We start from the raw sequence: 18,122 nt of genomic DNA on the forward strand, positions 1-18,122 counted from the left end.
TTATCCGACGCAAAACCGCTTCGCACTTTTGCTGGAAATGCTGTAATCAACAGCCTGTGAGTACCCTCACCCAATCTTGAGTTCATCACACTGCTCAACAATATTAGCTTTATTGAAAGAAACGAAATCGCAAGATTCCGGTCCCTACATATAGTTATAACCTATTGGAATAAAACAATGATTGGCTGTATTCCCCCGATTCTTCTGCTCATGCTCGGCGCCATGCTTGGCTGGCTGATCGGCGGCAATTATGGTGCGGTCTGGGGAAGCTCAATCGGCGTAATCATCGGCATCGTCCTGATGATTATCATCGTCTTTTCGCTCATCAAAGCCCGGGGCCGCTAAAGCATGTGTCGGAAAAGTTGGGACCGTCTTCGCCGGGATTTCTATACACTCGACTGGTTTTTTTTCTCGCTACGATCCGACAACGAAGCGTCAAAAACAAAGAAATGGAACGAGCTGAGTGGACACAATTAATCGCGACACACTTTAACGAAAAAAACCGTGAAACAGATGATGTTCCACGGTCTCAAATACCAAGTGTCTGACGAAATAGTATCAGCTCTGCAGACGACGGCAAATCTCGTCCAGCTGCTCGAGCGAGCTGTAGCGAATTTTGACATCGCCACCACGTTCGCGATGATTGATCTCAACCTTCATTCCAGTGACATCGGACAGCAGCTTTTCAAGCGCTTTAGTGTCAGCATCTTTCTCGATGGGCACACTCTTGCCCGGCTTCGGCTCGGCACCGTTGCGTGCCTGAGACAAGGCCTCAACCTGACGCACTGACAGCCCCTCTTTCACAACCCGCTCAGCCAGAGCGGTCGGGTCTTCCATTGTGATCAGGCTACGGGCATGACCAGCCGACAAAGCGCCATCAGAGATAAAATCCTGTACGCGTTGCGGCAGTTTCAAAAGACGCAGCGTATTAGCCACATGGCTGCGGCTCTTGCCGATAACCTGGGCCAGATCGTTCTGCGTATAATCGTGATTGTCGATAAGCTGTTGATATCCCATAGCTTCTTCGACTGCGTTGAGGTCAGCGCGCTGTACGTTTTCAACGATTGCAATCTCAAGCGCCACGCGATCATCAACATCGCGGATGATGACCGGGATGCTGTCGACGCCCGCGCGCTGCGATGCGCGCCAACGACGTTCACCAGCAATCAGCTCAAAGCGATCCGGCTCGCCTGGTGCCGGACGAACCACGATTGGCTGAACGACACCATGTTCCTTGATCGACTGCGCCAGATCTTCGAGTTCGACTTCCGAAAACATGCGACGCGGATTGCGCGGATTGCGTGTTACGAACTCAATCGGAACATTACGCTCGCTTGAAATCGGCACCTTGCGTTCTTCCGCCGGGCGGTCGATTTCACCGATCAGGGCGGCCAAGCCGCGGCCAAGGCGCTTTTTTGAAGGATCGTCGTTCATCGTCGGCAGTTCCTGCAATTGTTACGTAGTCGAATCGATAAAGTACCGTTATCCGATACTCGCTTATTATCATGCGGCCTGAAGCTGCCGCTCACGCTGAATAACTTCGGAAGCAAGCTGTAGATAGGCCTGACTGCCTGCACATTTCAGGTCATACAGAATAGCTGGCTTGCCATGCGATGGCGCTTCCGAAACACGTACATTGCGTGGAATAACAGTACGATAGACCTTCTCACCCATGAAAGCGCGAACGTCTTCAACAACCTGAGAAGCGAGGTTGTTGCGGCTATCGAACATGGTGAGCACTATGCCCTGAATGGTCAGTTCAGGATTAATCGTCGACCGAACCTGATTGACCGTCTGGAGCAACTGGCTGAGACCTTCGAGCGCGAAGAACTCACACTGCAACGGAACCATCACGGAATCTGCTGCTGCCATCGCATTGAGCGTCAGAAGATTGAGCGATGGCGGGCAATCCACCAGCACATAAGAAAACTTTTCTGCAACAGCTGAATCGAAACGCAGCGCATCACGCAAGCGGCGCGTACGATCGGGCGCCTGCGCGATTTCCATTTCGATACCGAGCAAATCGAGTGTTGACGGAACGATGTACAGATTTGGAACATCGCTCTGCATGGCGGCTTCATTCACGGAAGCTTCCTGCGTCAGCACGTCATAAGACGATAATGGACGGTTCTGCCGGTCAATACCAAGCCCGGTACTTGCGTTACCCTGCGGATCGAGATCGACAATCAGCACAGTTTCGCCAATGGCGGCCAATGCGGTAGCCAGATTAATGGCAGTCGTTGTCTTGCCAACGCCGCCCTTCTGGTTCGCAATGGTTATGATCCTGGATCTCTTGTTCATACCGTCGCCCTGCTGCTTTCTGCTCTGAGATAACGAATTAGTCTGCAATGCGTCGAAGATTGCTGATTTCGAGTATCACCGAAGCTTTATCGATAGCACTTTCATGTTGTACCAGATCGAAACGCCAGCCGACACGGCTTTCATCGATTTCTCTCTGGTAATCCCGACCTTTTTGAAAAAGAGCCTTTGAACCCGTGGTAAGCCAAGGTTCAGCGAGCTCGAAAAGATCGGTCAACGAGGCGAGTGCGCGGGCGGTTACGACATCCGGCACGTCGATTTTATCCCACATTGCTTCAATGCGGGCAGAATGAATACGTGCTGGCACAGCCAGATGGCCTGCAGCTGTACGAAGAAATGCAGCTTTTTTTCCCGCACTTTCGACCAGATCAATCGAAGCACTCTGAACTTCCTTCAGAAAGCATGCGGTTACGATACCGGGAAAGCCGCCGCCAGATCCGAGATCAAGCCATCGCTTAGCGTCAGGAGCGAGCGGAAATATCTGCGAACTGTCGAGAATATGGCGGCTCCACAGGTCCGCAAGGGTAGAAGGTGACGCCAGATTAATGGCCGAAGACCACTTGCGAAACAGCTCTTCAAAGGCAATCAGCCGCTCATTTGTTTCACGTGAAACACCCGGAACAATAGTTTTCAAGCTTGAATAACGGCTATCCACAGTCATGCTACGCTTTTCCCGGCGTTTAGTTCAGCAGCAGCACGCTCACGCGCGCTATGCTTCTTAATATGCGTGATAAGCAGAGCAAGGGCTGCAGGTGTAATACCTTCAACGCGCTGCGCTTCTGCAATTGTCTCCGGCATACGCTGTTTGAGCTTAAACTTGAGCTCGTTAGAAAGACCGGAAATCGCATCAAAGTCCAACGACGCAGGAATGAAGAGACGCTCTTCCCGCTCCATCACAGCAATATCGCTCTGCTGGCGATCCATATAGACCGAGTATTGAGCTTCGATTTCCAGCGCTTCCCGCGTGATCGAATCAATGGTGTTCAGCTCTGGCCAGATAGCCTGTAGCTTCTGTAGATCAATATCCGGATAGGACAGGAGATCATAAGCCGAGCGACGCACACCATCCTGATTAAGATGAAGCTCATAACGACTTGCCTGGTTTGGTGTAATCGTGAGTTCCTTCGTCAAATCGCGCGCTGCCGACAATGCGTCTTGACGTGCTGCAAACTTCTCGCGGCGCTCGGACCCAAGAATGCCGAGCTGATCAGCCAGAGGTGTGAGCCTTTGATCAGCATTGTCAGCACGCAAAGACAGGCGGAATTCGGCGCGTGAGGTGAACATGCGATAAGGCTCGCTTACACCACGCGATGTCAAATCGTCGACCATAACACCTATATAGGCTTCCGTGCGCTGAATAATAACTGGCTCGCTACCCCCTGCCCGCTTTGCAGCATTAAGACCAGCGAGGAGTCCTTGTGCGCCTGCTTCTTCATAACCGGTCGTGCCGTTAATCTGGCCAGCAAGGAACAGACCAGTCACGCGGCGCGTTTCCAGACTGCGTTTCAATTCGCGCGGATCGATGAAGTCATATTCAATTGCGTAGCCAGGCTGCAGCATAATTGCCTTTTCAAGACCGGGAATAGTCTTGAGATAAGCGAGCTGTACTTCTTCTGGCAGAGATGTCGAAATGCCGTTTGGATAGACGGTATCATCGTCCAGCCCTTCCGGCTCCAGAAATATCTGGTGCCCATCACGATCACCAAATTTAACGATCTTGTCTTCAACGGATGGGCAATAGCGCGGACCGACCCCTTCGATAGAACCGGAATACATTGCAGACCGATGAAGATTGGCACGAATAATTGCATGCGTTTCAGGCGTCGTGCGCGTGATACCACAATCAATCTGTGGAGTGGTGATCTTGTCGGTCATCAATGAGAATGGGACCGGGTCTTCATCTGCCGATTGCATATCGAGGCTCTGCCAGTCAATCGTTCGACCGTCGAGGCGCGGTGGCGTCCCCGTCTTCAGGCGACCGACAGCAAAACCTAAACCTCGCAAAGTATCCGACAATCCGAGCGCCGGGTTCTCACCCATACGGCCGGCCGGGATTTTCTTCTCACCAATATGAATAAGGCCGTTCAGGAATGTCCCGGTTGTCAGGACCACAGCCGCACAAGTCAGCGCGCGACCGTCACCGAGAATAACCCCGGTGATAGCTCCGTCCGTTACGCGAATATCTGAAGCGCCGCCCTCAACAACCGTCAGATCATCCTGCGCCGAAATAAGCTCCTGCATCGCAAGCCGATAAAGCTTGCGGTCAGCCTGTGTGCGCGGACCACGAACGGCTGGTCCTTTACGACGATTGAGCAAGCGGAACTGAATGCCCGCCTTATCTGCAACACGACCCATCAAGCCGTCGAGCGCGTCGATCTCGCGAACAAGATGGCCTTTGCCCAGACCACCAATCGCAGGATTGCAGGACATCACGCCAATCGTATCGAAGCGATGCGTTACGAGAGCAGTGCGCGCGCCTGCACGCGCGGACGCTGCCGCAGCTTCGCAGCCTGCATGTCCACCACCAATGACGATAACATCAAAAGCTGTCGCTTCGGCAGAACCTATGTTGTTCATACTGATGCTTCCGAATCCAATCTAGGCATTCCCAGCAAAAGTGCCATGCAGCTTTGCGTTGGATAATGCGTAAGGCAAAGAGGGAGAGCGTATCAGAAAATGTCGCCAATCGGAATCGCTCTGGAAAGCAGTCTCTTTGACATGTTTATGCTTTCAACGGAAGGGGTAACCCGACTGAGGTGCGATCAACTCTTTGATAAATTTGATACGAAACTCGACTCACGGATGCGAACGGGAGTCAATAAGCCTATGCAGATTCCACAGATGTTTCACGTGAAACATTTCTTGGGGTCGCAAACCCTGCTCCAACTGTTTCACGTGAATCACTCATTTTCCGATGCAGAATTGCGAGAAAATCACATCCAATATTTCTTCAACGTCGACATCGCCGGTAATGCGTCCGAGATATTGCGATGCGCGGCGCATGTTTTCAGCGCGCAATTCCAGCGGCAGATCATCTCGCTCTGCCGCTATTGAGATTTCGAAGATTGTTGATTGCAGCAGATTGATATGTCTCTGGCGCGTTGGTACTGCGTCATTGATCAAGCCTATCCGTTCCTCGGCAAAGGATTGCAGAGCTTTCAGTAATTGATCGAGGCCATCAGCCGTCTTGGTGGAAATTTCAAACTGCCAGTAAGCAGAACCAGCAGCATTGCCAAGGTCAGCTTTGGTTCCCACGGTCCAGATATCCGCACTACCCTCTTCCAAAGTTACTGCAATCGGATTCTGCATATCCTCAAGCATCAGAACCAGATCAGCCTCGGCCGCGCGTTCGCGGGCTCGCTCAATCCCGATACGCTCGACCTGACTGGTCGTCTCGCGCAATCCCGCTGTGTCCGTCACATAGACCGGGATGCCGCCGAGGTTGAGTTTAACTTCGAGCAGATCGCGTGTTGTACCCGCCTCTTCCGAGATAATTGCGATCTCCCGACCGGCAAGGAAGTTGAGCAGGCTCGACTTGCCGGCATTGGGTGCGCCAGCAATGACGACGTGCAAACCATCCCGCAACATCGCAGCTCGTTTGCCGCTTTCAATATGGCGGGTAATTTCACTCCACAGAGACTTGAGTTGTTCCCATACCTGCCCCGAAACGGAACCAGGCACATCACTTTCATCTGCGAAGTCGAGTTCAGCCTCAATCAATGCGCGGGAGCGAATAAGCTTCTGACGCCACTCTGTATAAAGCTGACGCTGCGCTCCGGACGCGACCTGCAATGCAAGGCGACGCTGGCCTTCTGTTTCCGCCGCAATCAGATCGGCCAGACCTTCAGCAATCGTTAGATCCATCTTGCCATTAGTGAATGCACGACGGGTAAATTCACCCGCTTCCGCAATTCGGGAATTCGGGAACGTGTTGAGTTCTTCCAGGAGCTTTTCGACCACTGCAATGCCGCCATGCAGATGAAACTCCGCGCAATCCTCGCCGGTAAAGCTGTTCGGGCCCGGGAAAAAAAGTGCCAAGCCCTTATCAATTGCGTCGCCATTGCGCGTTTGAAAAGTCTTATACGCAGCGTATCTCGGTTCAATGGCCTTTCCAAGAATCGTTTCGATAACGAATCGAACTTGTGGGCCGGATATGCGTACCACCGCCACACCGGAAGGCAGGCGTCCACTCGACAAGGCGAAAATCGTGTCCTGAAGATGTTGCGGCTCGCTCATTTGATTTCCCGTTCTATATAGATGACTACGTGATATTCATTCGTGTCAGGAAAGAAAAGGCTTATGACTGATATCAGCAGCAACAGGCTCGGCAGAGAGCCAAGCGCTTATCTTCGTCAACATGCCGATAATCCGGTTCACTGGCAGCCATGGAGCAAACAAGCGCTGGATGCTGCACGCGAACTGAACCGCCCTATCCTGCTTTCCGTCGGTTATGCGGCATGTCACTGGTGCCATGTAATGGCGCATGAGTCTTTCGAGAACCCGGAAATCGCGGAAGTCATGAACGCGCTTTTCGTAAATGTAAAAGTCGACCGCGAAGAACGACCGGATATCGACCAAATTTATATGGCCGCTTTAAGCGCCATGGGACAGCAGGGCGGCTGGCCGCTCACCATGTTCCTGCGCCCCGACGGTAAGCCTTTCTGGGGTGGAACTTATTTCCCGCCGAAGGCGCGGCATAACATGCCCGGCTTCGTTGATGTGCTCAACGCCGTCAACAATCTCTGGCAGGGAAATAAAGAAAAAATTAACCATAATGCCGAGGCTGTATTCAACCATCTGGAAGCCCAGTTGGCTGCTCAAAGCGAAGCGCGCGCCAATGAAGTGACACGCTTTAACGAAGTCGCAGACCGTATCTATGCCATGTTTGATCCGGTACGTGGCGGCATAGATAATGCGCCCAAGTTCCCCAATGCACCCTTCATGGATGCCTTATGGCTGTCCTGGCTCTATAATCGCGAGGTTTCACATCGCGACGCGTTTCTGCTTTCTCTCAGAACAATGTTGCAAGGTGGCATTTACGATCATCTGGGCGGCGGGCTTTGCCGCTATAGCGTCGATGCCGATTGGCTGGTGCCGCATTTCGAAAAGATGCTGTATGACAATGCGCAGGTCATTCGCCATGCGACCTACGCCTATGCGGAAACGCAAGATGATTTGTTCTGCATCCGAATCGAAGAGGTTATCGATTGGCTGATGCTTGAAATGCGCCTGCCCGACGGAAGTTTTGCATCCAGTCTCGATGCTGATAGCGAGGGTGAGGAAGGCAAATTTTATATCTTCACCGGTAGCGAGATTGATGCCGTCCTCGGTGATCAGGCTGAAAGCTTCAAATCCTGGTATGGCGTGAAGCCCGCAGGCAATTTCGAAGGCAGCAACATTCTCAATCGTCTTCACGCTGTCGGCGAACCGGCAATGCTCCCGCCGGATATAGAAGCTTCGAGACAGAAGTTGTTGGCTTATCGCAGCCAACGCATCCGCCCCGGACGTGACGAAAAGGCACTGACAGACTGGAACGCACTGGCAATTCGCGCACTGGCTGAAGCGGGGCGCAGTTTTCAAAGGCAGGACTGGATTGAATATGCCGTCACCGCTTATCGTTCGATAGGGTCATCTTTTCAGAATGGTCGCATGGCGCATTGCCGGATGGATGACGTGTTACTCTACCCTGCCCTCTCCACCGATTACGCAGCGATGATTAATGCTGCCCTGTCACTCTTTGAAGCGACAGGAGATCGAACATTCATCGTTGATGCTGTGGCACTTAAAGATGCACTTGATGCGGCCAATCGCGATGCATCAGGCAACTATCGGCTTTCAGCGCTCGATGCGGAAGATGTCATTCTCCATGCCTATGGCGATTATGACGAAGCAATCCCCAGTGCTACAAGCCAGATCATCGAAGCTTTCACGCGCCTGTTTCTCGTGACCGGTGATCTGCATCTTTATAATCAGAATGAGCGTCTGGTGGAACAAGCCATGGGCCGCGCTCTTGTCCAGCAATATGGTCAGATCGGCATTTTGAACGCTGCCCGCTTTGCAGCCGAACCATTGTCTTTGGTGATTGCCGAGGAAAGCTGTGAAGGCGAACTAAGCTTGATCGCTCAACACAATCCTGATCCGCGGCGGGTCGATAAGTTCGTTCCGTTTGAAGCCGGCAAAGCGATTGAACTTCCAACAGGGGGCACCGCACATGCTGATAAACCTTCAGCGTGGCTCTGTAAGGGGCAAGTGTGCCTTGCACCGGTAGAGACCCCGGCTGCACTCGAAATCCTCCTCAGAGGCCATTCTTGAGGTATTATAGCATTTCCAGCAAAAGTGCGAAGCGGTTTTGCGCCGGATAATGCGTAAAAACAGATAGTTGCAGCGGTTTCAACGATTTAATCCTAACTGGAACCGCTGTATTGATTAAGCAAAAACGCCGCGCTGATTTCTCAACGCGGCGTTTTCTATTAATTGAAATCTTTGGATTACGTGTTCATCGAGTCGAAGAACTCGCCATTGCTCTTTGTCTGCTTGAGCTTGTCGATGAGGAATTCGATCGCGTCGGTTGTTCCCATCGGTGCAAGAATACGGCGCAGAACGAAAATCTTCTGAAGATCGGCGCGTGGGACGAGCAGGTCTTCCTTACGCGTACCGGACTTGAGAATATCCATGGCCGGGAAGATACGCTTGTCTGCAACCTTGCGGTCGAGAACGATTTCCGAGTTACCCGTGCCCTTGAATTCTTCAAAGATCACTTCATCCATGCGCGAGCCGGTGTCGATCAGCGCCGTTGCGATGATGGTGAGCGAGCCACCTTCTTCGATGTTACGGGCTGCACCGAAGAAGCGCTTCGGACGCTGCAATGCGTTTGCATCCACACCACCGGTCAGAACCTTACCCGATGACGGCACAACAGTGTTGTAGGCGCGTCCCAGACGGGTGATGGAGTCGAGAAGGATCACAACGTCACGGCCATGTTCGACCAGACGCTTGGCCTTTTCAATAACCATTTCGGCAACCTGAACGTGGCGCGATGCCGGTTCATCGAAGGTCGAAGAAACAACTTCACCCTTCACCGAACGCTGCATGTCAGTCACTTCTTCCGGACGTTCGTCGATGAGAAGAACGATCAGATAGCATTCAGGATGATTTGCAGTGATCGAATGAGCGATGTTCTGCAACAGGACCGTTTTACCGGTACGTGGCGGAGCGACGATCAGACCGCGCTGGCCCTTGCCGAGTGGTGCCACGAGATCGATAACGCGCGACGACAGATCCTTCGAAGTCGGAACTTCAAGTTCCATCTTGAAGCGCTCATTCGGATAGAGCGGTGTCAGGTTATCGAAATGAACCTTGTGGCGGATCTTTTCAGGATCTTCAAAGTTGATCGTGTTGACCTTGAGAAGCGCGAAATAACGTTCGCCTTCCTTTGGACCACGGATCGGGCCTTCTACCGTATCGCCGGTCTTCAGCGAGAAGCGGCGAAGCTGGGAAGGAGAAATATAAATATCGTCAGGACCCGGGAGATAATTGGCGTCGGCAGAGCGCAGGAAGCCAAATCCGTCCTGCAGCACTTCAACAACGCCCTCGCCGATAATTTCGACGTCTTGAGCAGCAAGGCTTTTGAGGATCGCGAACATCAGTTCCTGCTTGCGCATGGCGCTCGCATTTTCGACCTCAAGCGTTTCGGCAAATGCCAGCAGCTCGACCGGGGTTTTATTTTTAAGTTCTTGTAGTTTCATTTCCTGCATGTGTGAGGAACTCTTTTGAAATTTAAGGAGAAAATGCAGTTGTTCGGAAAGGTGGGTCACTTGAGTTGTGACCGGCATCGAAGGCCTGCTGTCATGGTGGGAAGAGGACTCATCCATACCGGTTTGCAGCATGAAGAGCAAGTGTCACATAAGGTGTGTCGGTCTTTTGTTCAATAGGTAAAAGCTAGTGCGAGTCTCAGAAAATGGAAAGTGGCTCTGCTAAAAATACCCGGAGCCAAATAAAAAGCCCGGATAAATACCGGGCTTTCTTTATAAAAATTGGAAATCAGAACGGTTTCACGATCACCAGAATGACGATGAGTATCATCAGGATTGTCGGTACTTCATTGATGATTCGCCAATGCTTGGCCGATTTTGTGTTCTTATCCTGCGCAAAAAGGCGCGTGGCTTTGGAAAGATAGCCATGCAGGCCCGACAGCAGCACCACGAGCAGAAGCTTTGCGTGCAGCCAGCCACCCTGAAAACCGAAAATTTCCCAGGCCATCCAGAGACCGGCAATCCACGTTACAATCATAGCGGGATTTATGATGAAACGCAGCAACCTGCGCTCCATAACCTTGAAGGTTTCGGACGTTTCAGAGCCGGGTGTTGCGGCGCAATGATAGACGAAGAGCCGCGGCAGATAGAGCATTCCCGCCATCCAGGCGATAACGGCAATGACGTGGATCGCCTTGACCCAAAGATAAGCATCAGCTGGATTCACGTGAAACAATCCCCATAAACCGAGTACCACAACCACCAGAGCGACGATGGTGCGGATCAGAGCGGCCTTACCGCTGTTTGTTTTGTCAGAAGCCACCATCAGTAGCCTCCACGAACCCGATCAATCATGCGCTGAACATTCTCAATCGGTGCCTGTGGCGTAATTCCGTGACCCAGATTGAAGATCAGTGGACCCTGCCCGAGATTTTTGAGGATCGCATCAACGCCTTCGTCCAAAGCTTCGCCACCGGCCACAACGCGCAAGGGATCAAGATTTCCCTGGATAGCGCCTTCGGTCTGAAGTTCACGCGCAAAAGAGTTCGGCACAGACCAGTCGAGGCCCAGAACGTCAACGCCGGTTTTTTCACGATAGCCCGCGTAAAGCATTCCGGCACCTTTCGGGAAACCGATGATGCGGGCTTCTGGATAAACTGCCCTCACCTTTTGCACAATGCGGGCCATCGGACGAACACAGAAGCGTTCAAAGCAATCTTCATCCAGAACGCCGGACCAGGAATCGAAAATCTGCACGGCATCCGCACCTGCATCGAGCTGTTCGATGAGATATTCGGCTGAAACATCTGCCAGATCATTCAAAAGCTTTTCAAAGGCTTCCGGGAAGCGATAGGCAAACAGGCGGGCGGGAGCCTGATCTGGTGTGCCATGACCCGCGATCATATAGGTCGCAACGGTCCAGGGAGCGCCACAGAAGCCCAACAGCGTTGTTTCCTCGGGTAACTGCTCTCGGAGCAGCCGAACCGTCTCATAGACCGGCTCAAGGCGTTTTGCGACACCTTCTGTCTCAAGCCAGAAGATTTCATCCGCATCAATCGGTGTCATCAAAGGCCCTCTTCCTTCTTCAAAGCGAAGGTCTCGTCCAAGGGCGTGAGGGACAACCAGAATATCTGAAAACAGAATGGCTGCATCAAAGCCAAAACGGCGGATAGGCTGAAGCGTCACTTCGACTGCCAGATCGGGCGAATAGCAAAGGTCGAGAAAGCTTCCGGCTTGTTTGCGTACTTCGCGATATTCAGGAAGGTAGCGTCCTGCCTGACGCATCATCCAGATCGGTGGTGGAAAGACTGCCTCACCATCCATCACTTTCAAGACCTTGCGCTTCATTGCATTCCACCCTGTTCGATCGGTTTTCGTTATCTCGTGTGAAAGTTTTCCCGTCCGGCTTTCATAAAGAAAGGATGATTCAGGAATCTTTTGATTCTTAGAGTCTGTTGGAATCGGGGATTAAGGTTTGTCCGTCTTTTCCCCACAGTTCCTCTCGGGCCATCTCTGCCTGTGCGAACATTCACCGATAGTCTGGACAAAAGCAATGAAAACTCAAATCTTTCATTGAATATAAGGAGTTACCAATTGCCGCAGCTTTGCACAATTTGTGGATAGGCTGGGTATATCGCAAGGTTTTCCAAATGTTACGAGTCTTGTCCACAATCGCTTTTGAAAGCTTCACACATGTTGGCTCGCTGTGGATGACTTGCCAAGTTTCCCACCGCCTGCCATGGCTTGTGGATGGAGCCTCCATTTTACGCACAGTCGTCAACAGGGAGGGGAGAAAACTGTGACCAGACCGCTTTCTTACTTTCATCTTCATCTGATTTCTGATGCGACAGGAGAGACTCTCCTCGCTGCAGGGCGTGCTGCGGCGGCTCAATATGCCAATGCGCGCGCGATTGAGCACATATATCCGCTCATCCGAACCGAGAAGCAGCTGCGCAAAGTTCTGGAGAATATTGACGCTGAACCGGGCATTGTTCTCTATACAATTGTCGATCAGAAGCTCGCGGCCATCATTGATGAAACCTGCGCCGAAATGGGCGTACCGAGCGTTTCGGTGCTCGAACCGGTGCTCAATACGTTTCAATCTTACCTGGGCGCGCCAGCGCACCGCCGCGCCAGTGCGCAGCATGTGCTCAATGCAGATTATTTCCGCCGGATCGATGCGCTCAATTTCACGATGGAACATGATGATGGGCAATTGCCGCCCGATATAGAGGAAGCGGATGTCATTCTTGTCGGCATTTCGCGAACCTCGAAAACGCCCACAAGCATTTATCTCGCCAATCGCGGTATCAAGGCGACCAATGTGCCGATTGTGCTTGGCATCCCCCTCCCCGATCAGCTTTTTACCGCAAAGCGTCCGATGATCGTGGGGCTGGTTGCTACGGCTGAGCGCATTTCGCAGATCAGACAAAACCGTCCACTCGGCAATGTGCCATCGCTTGATACCGGACTTTATACAGACCGCGTTTCAATTTCCGAAGAACTGGCTTATGCCCGCAATCTCTGTAACCGGCACAGCTGGCCGATCATTGATGTGTCGCGCCGGTCAATTGAAGAAACGGCGGCTGCTATTCAATCTCTGCTGCGCGAAGGCAGGAAGGAAGACCTGACATGACGACAAAGCTTATTCTCGCATCCAAAAGTCCGTTTCGGTCGGCACTGCTGAAAAATGCCGGCATCGAATTTTTGGCCGAAAGCGCCGATATAGATGAGCGCTCGGTTGAAGCGCCGCTTTATAAGTCGGGCGCTACGCCGGAAGAAGTCGCACAGGTTCTGGCTGAAGCAAAAGCTTTGTCGGTCAGCGAAAACAATCCCGATGCGGTGGTGATCGGTTGCGATCAGACGCTTTCGCTGGGGGATGAGATTTTCCACAAGCCTGTGGATATGGAAGCAGCGCGGCGCCAGTTGCTGCAGTTTTCGGGCAAGACACACCAGCTCAACAGCGGCGTGGTTCTGGTTAAAAACGGCGAGACGCTGTGGCGTCATGTTTCAGTGGCACGAATGACGATGCGCGATCTCGATCCGGGTTTTGTCGGTCGTTATCTCGGTCGGGTTGGCGACGTTGCTCTTTCCAGTGTTGGCGCTTATCAGGTCGAAGGTCCGGGCATTCAGCTTTTCGAGAAAATCGAAGGCGATTATTTCACCATCGTCGGACTGCCGCTTCTGCCCCTGCTTGATGAATTGAGGAAGGAAAATCTGATCGATGGCTAACAAGGCATTTGTCACGGGCTTTCCAATAAAGCATTCGCGGTCGCCGCTCATTCACGGCTTCTGGCTGAAAGAGCAAGGCATCGAAGGTTCTTATGAAGCCATTGAAGTGCTTCCTGAAAATTTTGCCGAATTTGCTGCTTCGCTTGCAAAAAAAGGCTTTGCCGGCGGCAATGTCACGATCCCGCATAAGGAAGTGGCTTTCGCAGCCGTTGACAGCCGCGATGAGGCTGCGGCGGCAATTGGCGCGGTGAACACGCTCTGGTTCGAAGATGGCAGGCTTTGCGGCGGCAACACTGATGCCTATGGCTTTGCTGCCAATCTCGATGCGCTGGCTCCAGGATGGGACAATGCCGATACCGCTCTGGTGCTTGGCGCAGGTGGTGCGGGACGCGCGATTGTGCACGCTTTGCAGACACGCGGGTTTTCGCGCATCGCCATCGTCAATCGCACGTTGAGCCGCGCTGAAGAACTGGCAAGCCATTTCGGCGAAGGGGTTTCTGCTCATGGATGGGATGCGGCGCAGGCTTTGGTCAAAGATGCCGGTCTGATCGTCAACACGACATCGCTGGGCATGAGTGGACATGGTGAGCCGACAGAGTTTCCGCTTGATCTGAGCGAGGCGCAGAAATCAGCTGTTGCGACCGATATTGTCTATATTCCACTCAAGACACCGTTTCTGGCCAGCGCTGAAGCAGCGGGCCTGAAAACTGTCGATGGGCTTGGCATGTTGCTGCATCAGGCGGTTCCGGGTTTTGAACGCTGGTTTGGCAAAAGACCAGAAGTGACAGAAGCACTTCGTAATTATATTCTGGATGATATGAAAAAGGCTGGTGCTTTATGATCATCCTCGGACTGACCGGCTCTATAGGTATGGGAAAAACCACTGCGGCAAACATGTTTGCCGACAATGGTGTGCCGGTCTATAGCGCTGACGATGCCGTGCATCAGCTTTATTCGGGTCGGGCGGCCCCCCTGATCGAAGCCGCCTTCCCCGGAACGGTTGTGGATGGAACTGTTGACCGGACAAAGCTTTCGAGCGCTGTCCTCGGCAAACCAGAAGCGCTTAAAAAGCTCGAATCCATCATTCATCCACTCGTGCACGAAGAGGAAGCCGCTTTTCTTGCACGCGCTCGTGCTGATGGCGCCGATATCGCGCTGATTGATATTCCGCTGCTCTTTGAAACGGGTGGCCAAAGCCGTGTGGACAAGGTGGCTGTCGTTTCCGCCCCTGCCGACATTCAGCGTGAGCGTGTTCTTTCCCGCGCAGGCATGACGGAAGCGAAGTTCGAGGCCATTCTGGCCCGGCAGATGCCGGATGCCGAAAAGCGTGCGCGTGCTGATTTCGTCATCGATTCTTCGGGCGACTTTGAAGAAACGCGGGCGCAGATCAAAGCCATCATCGCTGAATTGCGTGGAAAGCTTGCCAATCCATCCTGAGCTTCGGCTTGGCCGTGCTATAAAACATTAAATGACTTGAGAGGTTGCCATGCGTGAGATCGTTTTCGATACGGAAACCACTGGCCTTGAACGGCTGGAGGATCGCGTCATCGAAATCGGCGGCGTGGAAATGATCAACCGCTTTCCCACGGGCCGAACCTTCCATAAATTCATCAACCCGCAAGGGCGAAAGGTTCATGTCGAAGCGCTCGCCGTGCACGGCATCACCGACGAACAGCTGCTTAAAGAGCCGACCTTTGCTGATATCGTCGATGAGTTCATGGAATTTTTCGATGGTGCGAAGCTCGTGGCGCACAATGCCATGTTCGATCTTGGCTTCATCAATGCCGAGCTGGACCGTCTTGGGAAGCCGGAAATCGCCGTTGAACGTATCGTCGATACGCTCGCTCTGGCGCGCCGAAAACATCCAATGGGGCCGAATTCGCTCGACGCGCTTTGCAAGCGCTATGGCATCGATAATTCACACCGTACATTGCACGGCGCATTGCTCGATTCTGAAATTCTGGCCGAAGTCTATATTGAGCTGATTGGCGGCAAGCAGACCGCGCTCGGCCTTAGCTCATCCGGTAGTTCCGGTAATGATGATCGCTCGGGGAATGGCGGCAATATTGTCTTGCGCCAGCGCCCGGCACCTTTGGCACCGCGTATCAGCGATAAGGAGCGCGCAGCCCATGATGCCCTTGTTGCGAAAATGGGCGACAAGGCAATCTGGAAAAAATACGTTAGCTGACATCGAAAAAAAACCCCGCGAGAGCGGGGTTTTTTTTTAGGTCGTTGTAGAGATTAGCTCTTTACAGCGCTCTTTGCCTGTTCTTCGGCCATACGGCTCTGGAACATCTGCGCGAAATCGATTGGATCGATCATCAGAGGTGGGTAGCCACCATTGCGCGTGGCATCTGCGATGATCTGACGGGCAAATGGGAACAGAAGACGTGGGCATTCGATGAACAGCAGCGGAAGCATATGCTCCTGCGCGATACCCTGAATGCGGAATACGCCGCCATAGACCAGTTCCGTATTGAACAGAACGTCCTTGCCGTCGACAGCCTTGGCTTCGAGCGTCAGAACAACGTCGAAATCCGTTTCGGAAAGCGGATTGGCGTTTACGTTGACATTGATGTTGATCGAAGGAGCCTTTTCGCGCGGGCGCAGCGACAGAGGCGCGCCTGGGCTTTCAAAGGAAAGATCCTTGATGTACTGGGCCAGAATGTTGAGGGACGGCTGGGCGGTTGCGCCATTGCCGTTCTTTACTTCGCCCGCAGCGGCCTTATCGCTCATTATCGGTATGCCTTCTCTTTAATGATTTATCTTGTTGCCCAAAAAGCAGTGATGCTTGGCTAGCATGTGTGCGTAGATGAGGCAAGAAACCGTTTTTACGTTAGCATTTGAGCGATTAGTGATCTTTGCGGTCCGGATTCCACGGCGAGTTTTCATCCGGCTTTGTCGAGTAATCTTCCGGGTCCAGATCAATCACATTATTTTCTTTCCGCTCATATGGGCGATAGGCTTCCGAATAACGTGTCGATGCCGTGGCAACCACCAGGCGATTGCGCACAAAGCGGTTCCAGACAAGATCACGGATGAAGGGCACAAAAAGCAGAAGGCCGATCGCGCTTGTGACAAAGCCGGGCACGATCAGCATGATGGCTGCGACCACGATCATCGCGCCATGCATCATTTCGCGATCTGGTACGCGTCCTGCGGCACTTTCCATGCGGATGCGCTGCAAAAGCCCGAAGCCCTGCACGCGCAGCAGAAAAAAGCCGAGCATAGCACTCAGGATGACAAGACCCAGCGTTGCCAGAACACCGATCTCACTGCCGACGATCACAAAGCCGGCAATTTCGATGAACGGCATTGCCAGCATGACGAGAGGGGCAAAAGAAGAGGACACGGCAGTTATGACCTTATGTTGGTTGATTGGTATGTGATGAAACAAACTTCATTCGCATGTTTTATTCATGTCAAAAGCAAAAAACGCTTGGCATTTTTACGCAACATGTTTTGAGGAACGAAATTGAAACTGTCTATCATGCAATATCAGATAGGTATGCGTGATCTGGATTTGAATGATCAGTCAAGCCGATCTATATGTATATGTAACGAAATTCACGACGTGAGGAGGGATTTGCAATCCCGACCCGTTAACTGGTGGCAGGCGGTATGGAATTTTTTGATTTTGGCACGATATTCTTCTTCATTGCGGCGGTGGTGATCTTTCTTCAGCTGAGGAATGTTCTTGGTCGTCGCACGGGAAATGAAAAACCGCCAATTGATCCTTATACATCCGCTCGTAATTCCGATTCCCAGACCGCAGGTGGCGAAGCCGACAATGTCGTTTCGCTTCCGCAGCGTCCCGGTGAAAAGGATTTCTCGGCAATCGACAAAGTTGCACCAGCAGGAACGCCTGTGAATGACGGCCTTCGCTCCATTCAGGCGGCTGATCCATCCTTTGATCCGGCAAGCTTCGTCGATGGTGTGAAGATCGCCTATGAAATGATCGTCATGTCTTTTGCCGATGGCGATCGCAAGGTTCTGAAAAACCTTCTGTCCAAGGAAGTCTATGAGGGCTTCGTTTCGGCAATCGATGAGCGCGAGGCACGCGGCGAAAGCGTTCGCTCGACCTTTGTTGGTATCGATAAGGCAGAGATTGCTAATGCCGAAATGAAGGGCTCGGAAGCGCATGTGACGCTGAATATCGTGAGCCAGATGATTTCTTCCACGCTCGACAAGGACGGCAACGTGGTTGAGGGCGATCAGGAAAATGTCGTCGAAATCCGTGATCTCTGGACCTTCGCGCGCGATACGCGTTCGCGCGATCCAAACTGGAAGCTTGTCGCGACCGAAGCCGAAGACTAAAGA

18 protein-coding genes are annotated in these 18,122 nt (G+C 52.5%); 8 read left to right on the top strand and 10 right to left on the bottom strand.

Annotated features, from left to right (window positions below; genetic code table 11):
* Positions 1-177 precede the first annotated feature (177 nt).
* Positions 178-345 (top strand): hypothetical protein, encoded by a 168-nt coding sequence (locus CEV34_RS26960; protein WP_153223073.1) that lies wholly within the window; start codon positions 178-180, stop codon positions 343-345.
* A gap of 213 nt (positions 346-558) precedes the next feature.
* On the opposite strand, the gene CEV34_RS06610 is transcribed toward CEV34_RS26960, so the two are convergent.
* From CEV34_RS06610 to mnmE, 5 genes are all read right to left on the bottom strand, one after another.
* The gene (locus CEV34_RS06610; protein ID WP_007872398.1) at positions 559-1,434 is read right to left on the bottom strand and encodes a ParB/RepB/Spo0J family partition protein; all 876 of its coding nucleotides are present in this window, start codon (positions 1,432-1,434) and stop codon (positions 559-561) included.
* Positions 1,435-1,503: 69 nt separating this feature from the next.
* Positions 1,504-2,301, bottom strand: coding sequence for a ParA family protein (locus CEV34_RS06615; RefSeq protein ID WP_007872399.1), 798 nt, complete (start codon positions 2,299-2,301; stop codon positions 1,504-1,506).
* A 37-nt stretch (positions 2,302-2,338) separates the two neighbouring features.
* A complete protein-coding gene (gene rsmG, locus CEV34_RS06620) occupies positions 2,339-2,980 on the bottom strand; it encodes a 16S rRNA (guanine(527)-N(7))-methyltransferase RsmG (protein ID WP_007872400.1) in 642 nt (213 codons plus the stop codon).
* Positions 2,977-4,887, bottom strand: a complete 1,911-nt coding sequence (gene mnmG / locus CEV34_RS06625; protein ID WP_039859366.1) for a tRNA uridine-5-carboxymethylaminomethyl(34) synthesis enzyme MnmG — start codon at positions 4,885-4,887, stop codon at positions 2,977-2,979. The genes rsmG and mnmG overlap by 4 nt, the downstream gene beginning before the upstream one ends.
* A 336-nt stretch (positions 4,888-5,223) precedes the next feature.
* On the bottom strand, positions 5,224-6,555 hold the full coding sequence (mnmE, locus tag CEV34_RS06630; RefSeq protein ID WP_007872402.1) for a tRNA uridine-5-carboxymethylaminomethyl(34) synthesis GTPase MnmE: 1,332 nt from the start codon (positions 6,553-6,555) through the stop codon (positions 5,224-5,226).
* A 63-nt stretch (positions 6,556-6,618) separates the two neighbouring features.
* Between mnmE and CEV34_RS06635 the strand changes: the two genes are divergently transcribed.
* Positions 6,619-8,631 (top strand): thioredoxin domain-containing protein, encoded by a 2,013-nt coding sequence (locus tag CEV34_RS06635; protein WP_094543479.1) that lies wholly within the window; start codon positions 6,619-6,621, stop codon positions 8,629-8,631.
* Between the two features lie 176 nt (positions 8,632-8,807).
* Here the strand turns inward: CEV34_RS06635 and rho are convergent, their stop codons facing one another.
* The 3 genes from rho to hemE all read right to left on the bottom strand — a co-directional run bounded on the left by rho (position 8,808) and on the right by hemE (position 11,918).
* The gene (gene rho, locus CEV34_RS06640; RefSeq protein WP_024898458.1) at positions 8,808-10,073 is read right to left on the bottom strand and encodes a transcription termination factor Rho; all 1,266 of its coding nucleotides are present in this window, start codon (positions 10,071-10,073) and stop codon (positions 8,808-8,810) included.
* Positions 10,074-10,359: 286 nt separating this feature from the next.
* A complete protein-coding gene (gene hemJ / locus CEV34_RS06645; RefSeq protein WP_007872418.1) occupies positions 10,360-10,896 on the bottom strand; it encodes a protoporphyrinogen oxidase HemJ in 537 nt (178 codons plus the stop codon).
* Entirely contained in the window at positions 10,896-11,918 is a 1,023-nt protein-coding gene (gene hemE / locus CEV34_RS06650) for a uroporphyrinogen decarboxylase (protein ID WP_007872419.1), read from the bottom strand. Before hemE ends, hemJ begins: the two co-directional genes overlap by 1 nt.
* Positions 11,919-12,369: 451 nt before the next feature.
* Between hemE and CEV34_RS06655 the strand changes: the two genes are divergently transcribed.
* Genes CEV34_RS06655 through dnaQ form a run of 5 tightly spaced genes read left to right on the top strand, consistent with a single transcriptional unit; the run spans position 12,370 to position 15,990 of the window.
* Entirely contained in the window at positions 12,370-13,206 is an 837-nt protein-coding gene (locus CEV34_RS06655; protein ID WP_007872421.1) for a pyruvate, water dikinase regulatory protein, read from the top strand.
* Positions 13,203-13,802, top strand: coding sequence for a Maf-like protein (locus tag CEV34_RS06660; RefSeq protein ID WP_007872423.1), 600 nt, complete (start codon positions 13,203-13,205; stop codon positions 13,800-13,802). The genes CEV34_RS06655 and CEV34_RS06660 overlap by 4 nt, the downstream gene beginning before the upstream one ends.
* Positions 13,795-14,643, top strand: a complete 849-nt coding sequence (locus tag CEV34_RS06665; RefSeq protein WP_007872424.1) for a shikimate dehydrogenase — start codon at positions 13,795-13,797, stop codon at positions 14,641-14,643. The genes CEV34_RS06660 and CEV34_RS06665 overlap by 8 nt, the downstream gene beginning before the upstream one ends.
* Positions 14,640-15,239 carry a dephospho-CoA kinase gene (gene coaE / locus CEV34_RS06670; RefSeq protein WP_007872425.1) on the top strand — a complete coding sequence of 200 codons (600 nt, stop codon included), beginning with the start codon at positions 14,640-14,642 and terminating at the stop codon, positions 15,237-15,239. The genes CEV34_RS06665 and coaE overlap by 4 nt, the downstream gene beginning before the upstream one ends.
* Positions 15,240-15,288: 49 nt before the next feature.
* Positions 15,289-15,990, top strand: a complete 702-nt coding sequence (gene dnaQ, locus CEV34_RS06675) for a DNA polymerase III subunit epsilon (protein WP_079212465.1) — start codon at positions 15,289-15,291, stop codon at positions 15,988-15,990.
* Between the two features lie 53 nt (positions 15,991-16,043).
* Here the strand turns inward: dnaQ and secB are convergent, their stop codons facing one another.
* Both secB and CEV34_RS06685 read right to left on the bottom strand, forming a co-directional pair.
* Positions 16,044-16,538, bottom strand: a complete 495-nt coding sequence (gene secB / locus CEV34_RS06680; RefSeq protein WP_007872432.1) for a protein-export chaperone SecB — start codon at positions 16,536-16,538, stop codon at positions 16,044-16,046.
* 115 nt (positions 16,539-16,653) lie between these two features.
* Positions 16,654-17,154 carry an FxsA family protein gene (locus CEV34_RS06685; protein WP_007872434.1) on the bottom strand — a complete coding sequence of 167 codons (501 nt, stop codon included), beginning with the start codon at positions 17,152-17,154 and terminating at the stop codon, positions 16,654-16,656.
* 269 nt (positions 17,155-17,423) lie between these two features.
* Here CEV34_RS06685 and CEV34_RS06690 point away from each other — a divergent pair, with 269 nt between their 5' ends.
* A complete protein-coding gene (locus tag CEV34_RS06690; protein ID WP_007872435.1) occupies positions 17,424-18,119 on the top strand; it encodes a Tim44/TimA family putative adaptor protein in 696 nt (231 codons plus the stop codon).
* Positions 18,120-18,122 lie beyond the last annotated feature (3 nt).

Source organism: Brucella pseudogrignonensis, assembly GCF_002252525.1.
In the GTDB taxonomy this organism is placed as follows: domain Bacteria; phylum Pseudomonadota; class Alphaproteobacteria; order Rhizobiales; family Rhizobiaceae; genus Brucella; species Brucella pseudogrignonensis.

What these genes read in the sequence shown, in the direction of transcription:
- CEV34_RS26960 (WP_153223073.1), top strand. Translation starts at nt 178, where the DNA reads ATGATTGGCTGTATTCCCCCGATTCTTCTGCTCATGCTCGGCGCCATG.
- CEV34_RS06610 (WP_007872398.1), bottom strand. Translation starts at nt 1,434, where the DNA reads ATGAACGACGATCCTTCAAAAAAGCGCCTTGGCCGCGGCTTGGCCGCC.
- CEV34_RS06615 (WP_007872399.1), bottom strand. Translation starts at nt 2,301, where the DNA reads ATGAACAAGAGATCCAGGATCATAACCATTGCGAACCAGAAGGGCGGC.
- rsmG (WP_007872400.1), bottom strand. Translation starts at nt 2,980, where the DNA reads ATGACTGTGGATAGCCGTTATTCAAGCTTGAAAACTATTGTTCCGGGT.
- mnmE (WP_007872402.1), bottom strand. Translation starts at nt 6,555, where the DNA reads ATGAGCGAGCCGCAACATCTTCAGGACACGATTTTCGCCTTGTCGAGT.
- CEV34_RS06635 (WP_094543479.1), top strand. Translation starts at nt 6,619, where the DNA reads ATGACTGATATCAGCAGCAACAGGCTCGGCAGAGAGCCAAGCGCTTAT.
- rho (WP_024898458.1), bottom strand. Translation starts at nt 10,073, where the DNA reads ATGCAGGAAATGAAACTACAAGAACTTAAAAATAAAACCCCGGTCGAG.
- hemJ (WP_007872418.1), bottom strand. Translation starts at nt 10,896, where the DNA reads ATGGTGGCTTCTGACAAAACAAACAGCGGTAAGGCCGCTCTGATCCGC.
- hemE (WP_007872419.1), bottom strand. Translation starts at nt 11,918, where the DNA reads ATGAAGCGCAAGGTCTTGAAAGTGATGGATGGTGAGGCAGTCTTTCCA.
- CEV34_RS06660 (WP_007872423.1), top strand. Translation starts at nt 13,203, where the DNA reads ATGACGACAAAGCTTATTCTCGCATCCAAAAGTCCGTTTCGGTCGGCA.
- CEV34_RS06665 (WP_007872424.1), top strand. Translation starts at nt 13,795, where the DNA reads ATGGCTAACAAGGCATTTGTCACGGGCTTTCCAATAAAGCATTCGCGG.
- coaE (WP_007872425.1), top strand. Translation starts at nt 14,640, where the DNA reads ATGATCATCCTCGGACTGACCGGCTCTATAGGTATGGGAAAAACCACT.
- dnaQ (WP_079212465.1), top strand. Translation starts at nt 15,289, where the DNA reads ATGCGTGAGATCGTTTTCGATACGGAAACCACTGGCCTTGAACGGCTG.
- secB (WP_007872432.1), bottom strand. Translation starts at nt 16,538, where the DNA reads ATGAGCGATAAGGCCGCTGCGGGCGAAGTAAAGAACGGCAATGGCGCA.
- CEV34_RS06690 (WP_007872435.1), top strand. Translation starts at nt 17,424, where the DNA reads ATGGAATTTTTTGATTTTGGCACGATATTCTTCTTCATTGCGGCGGTG.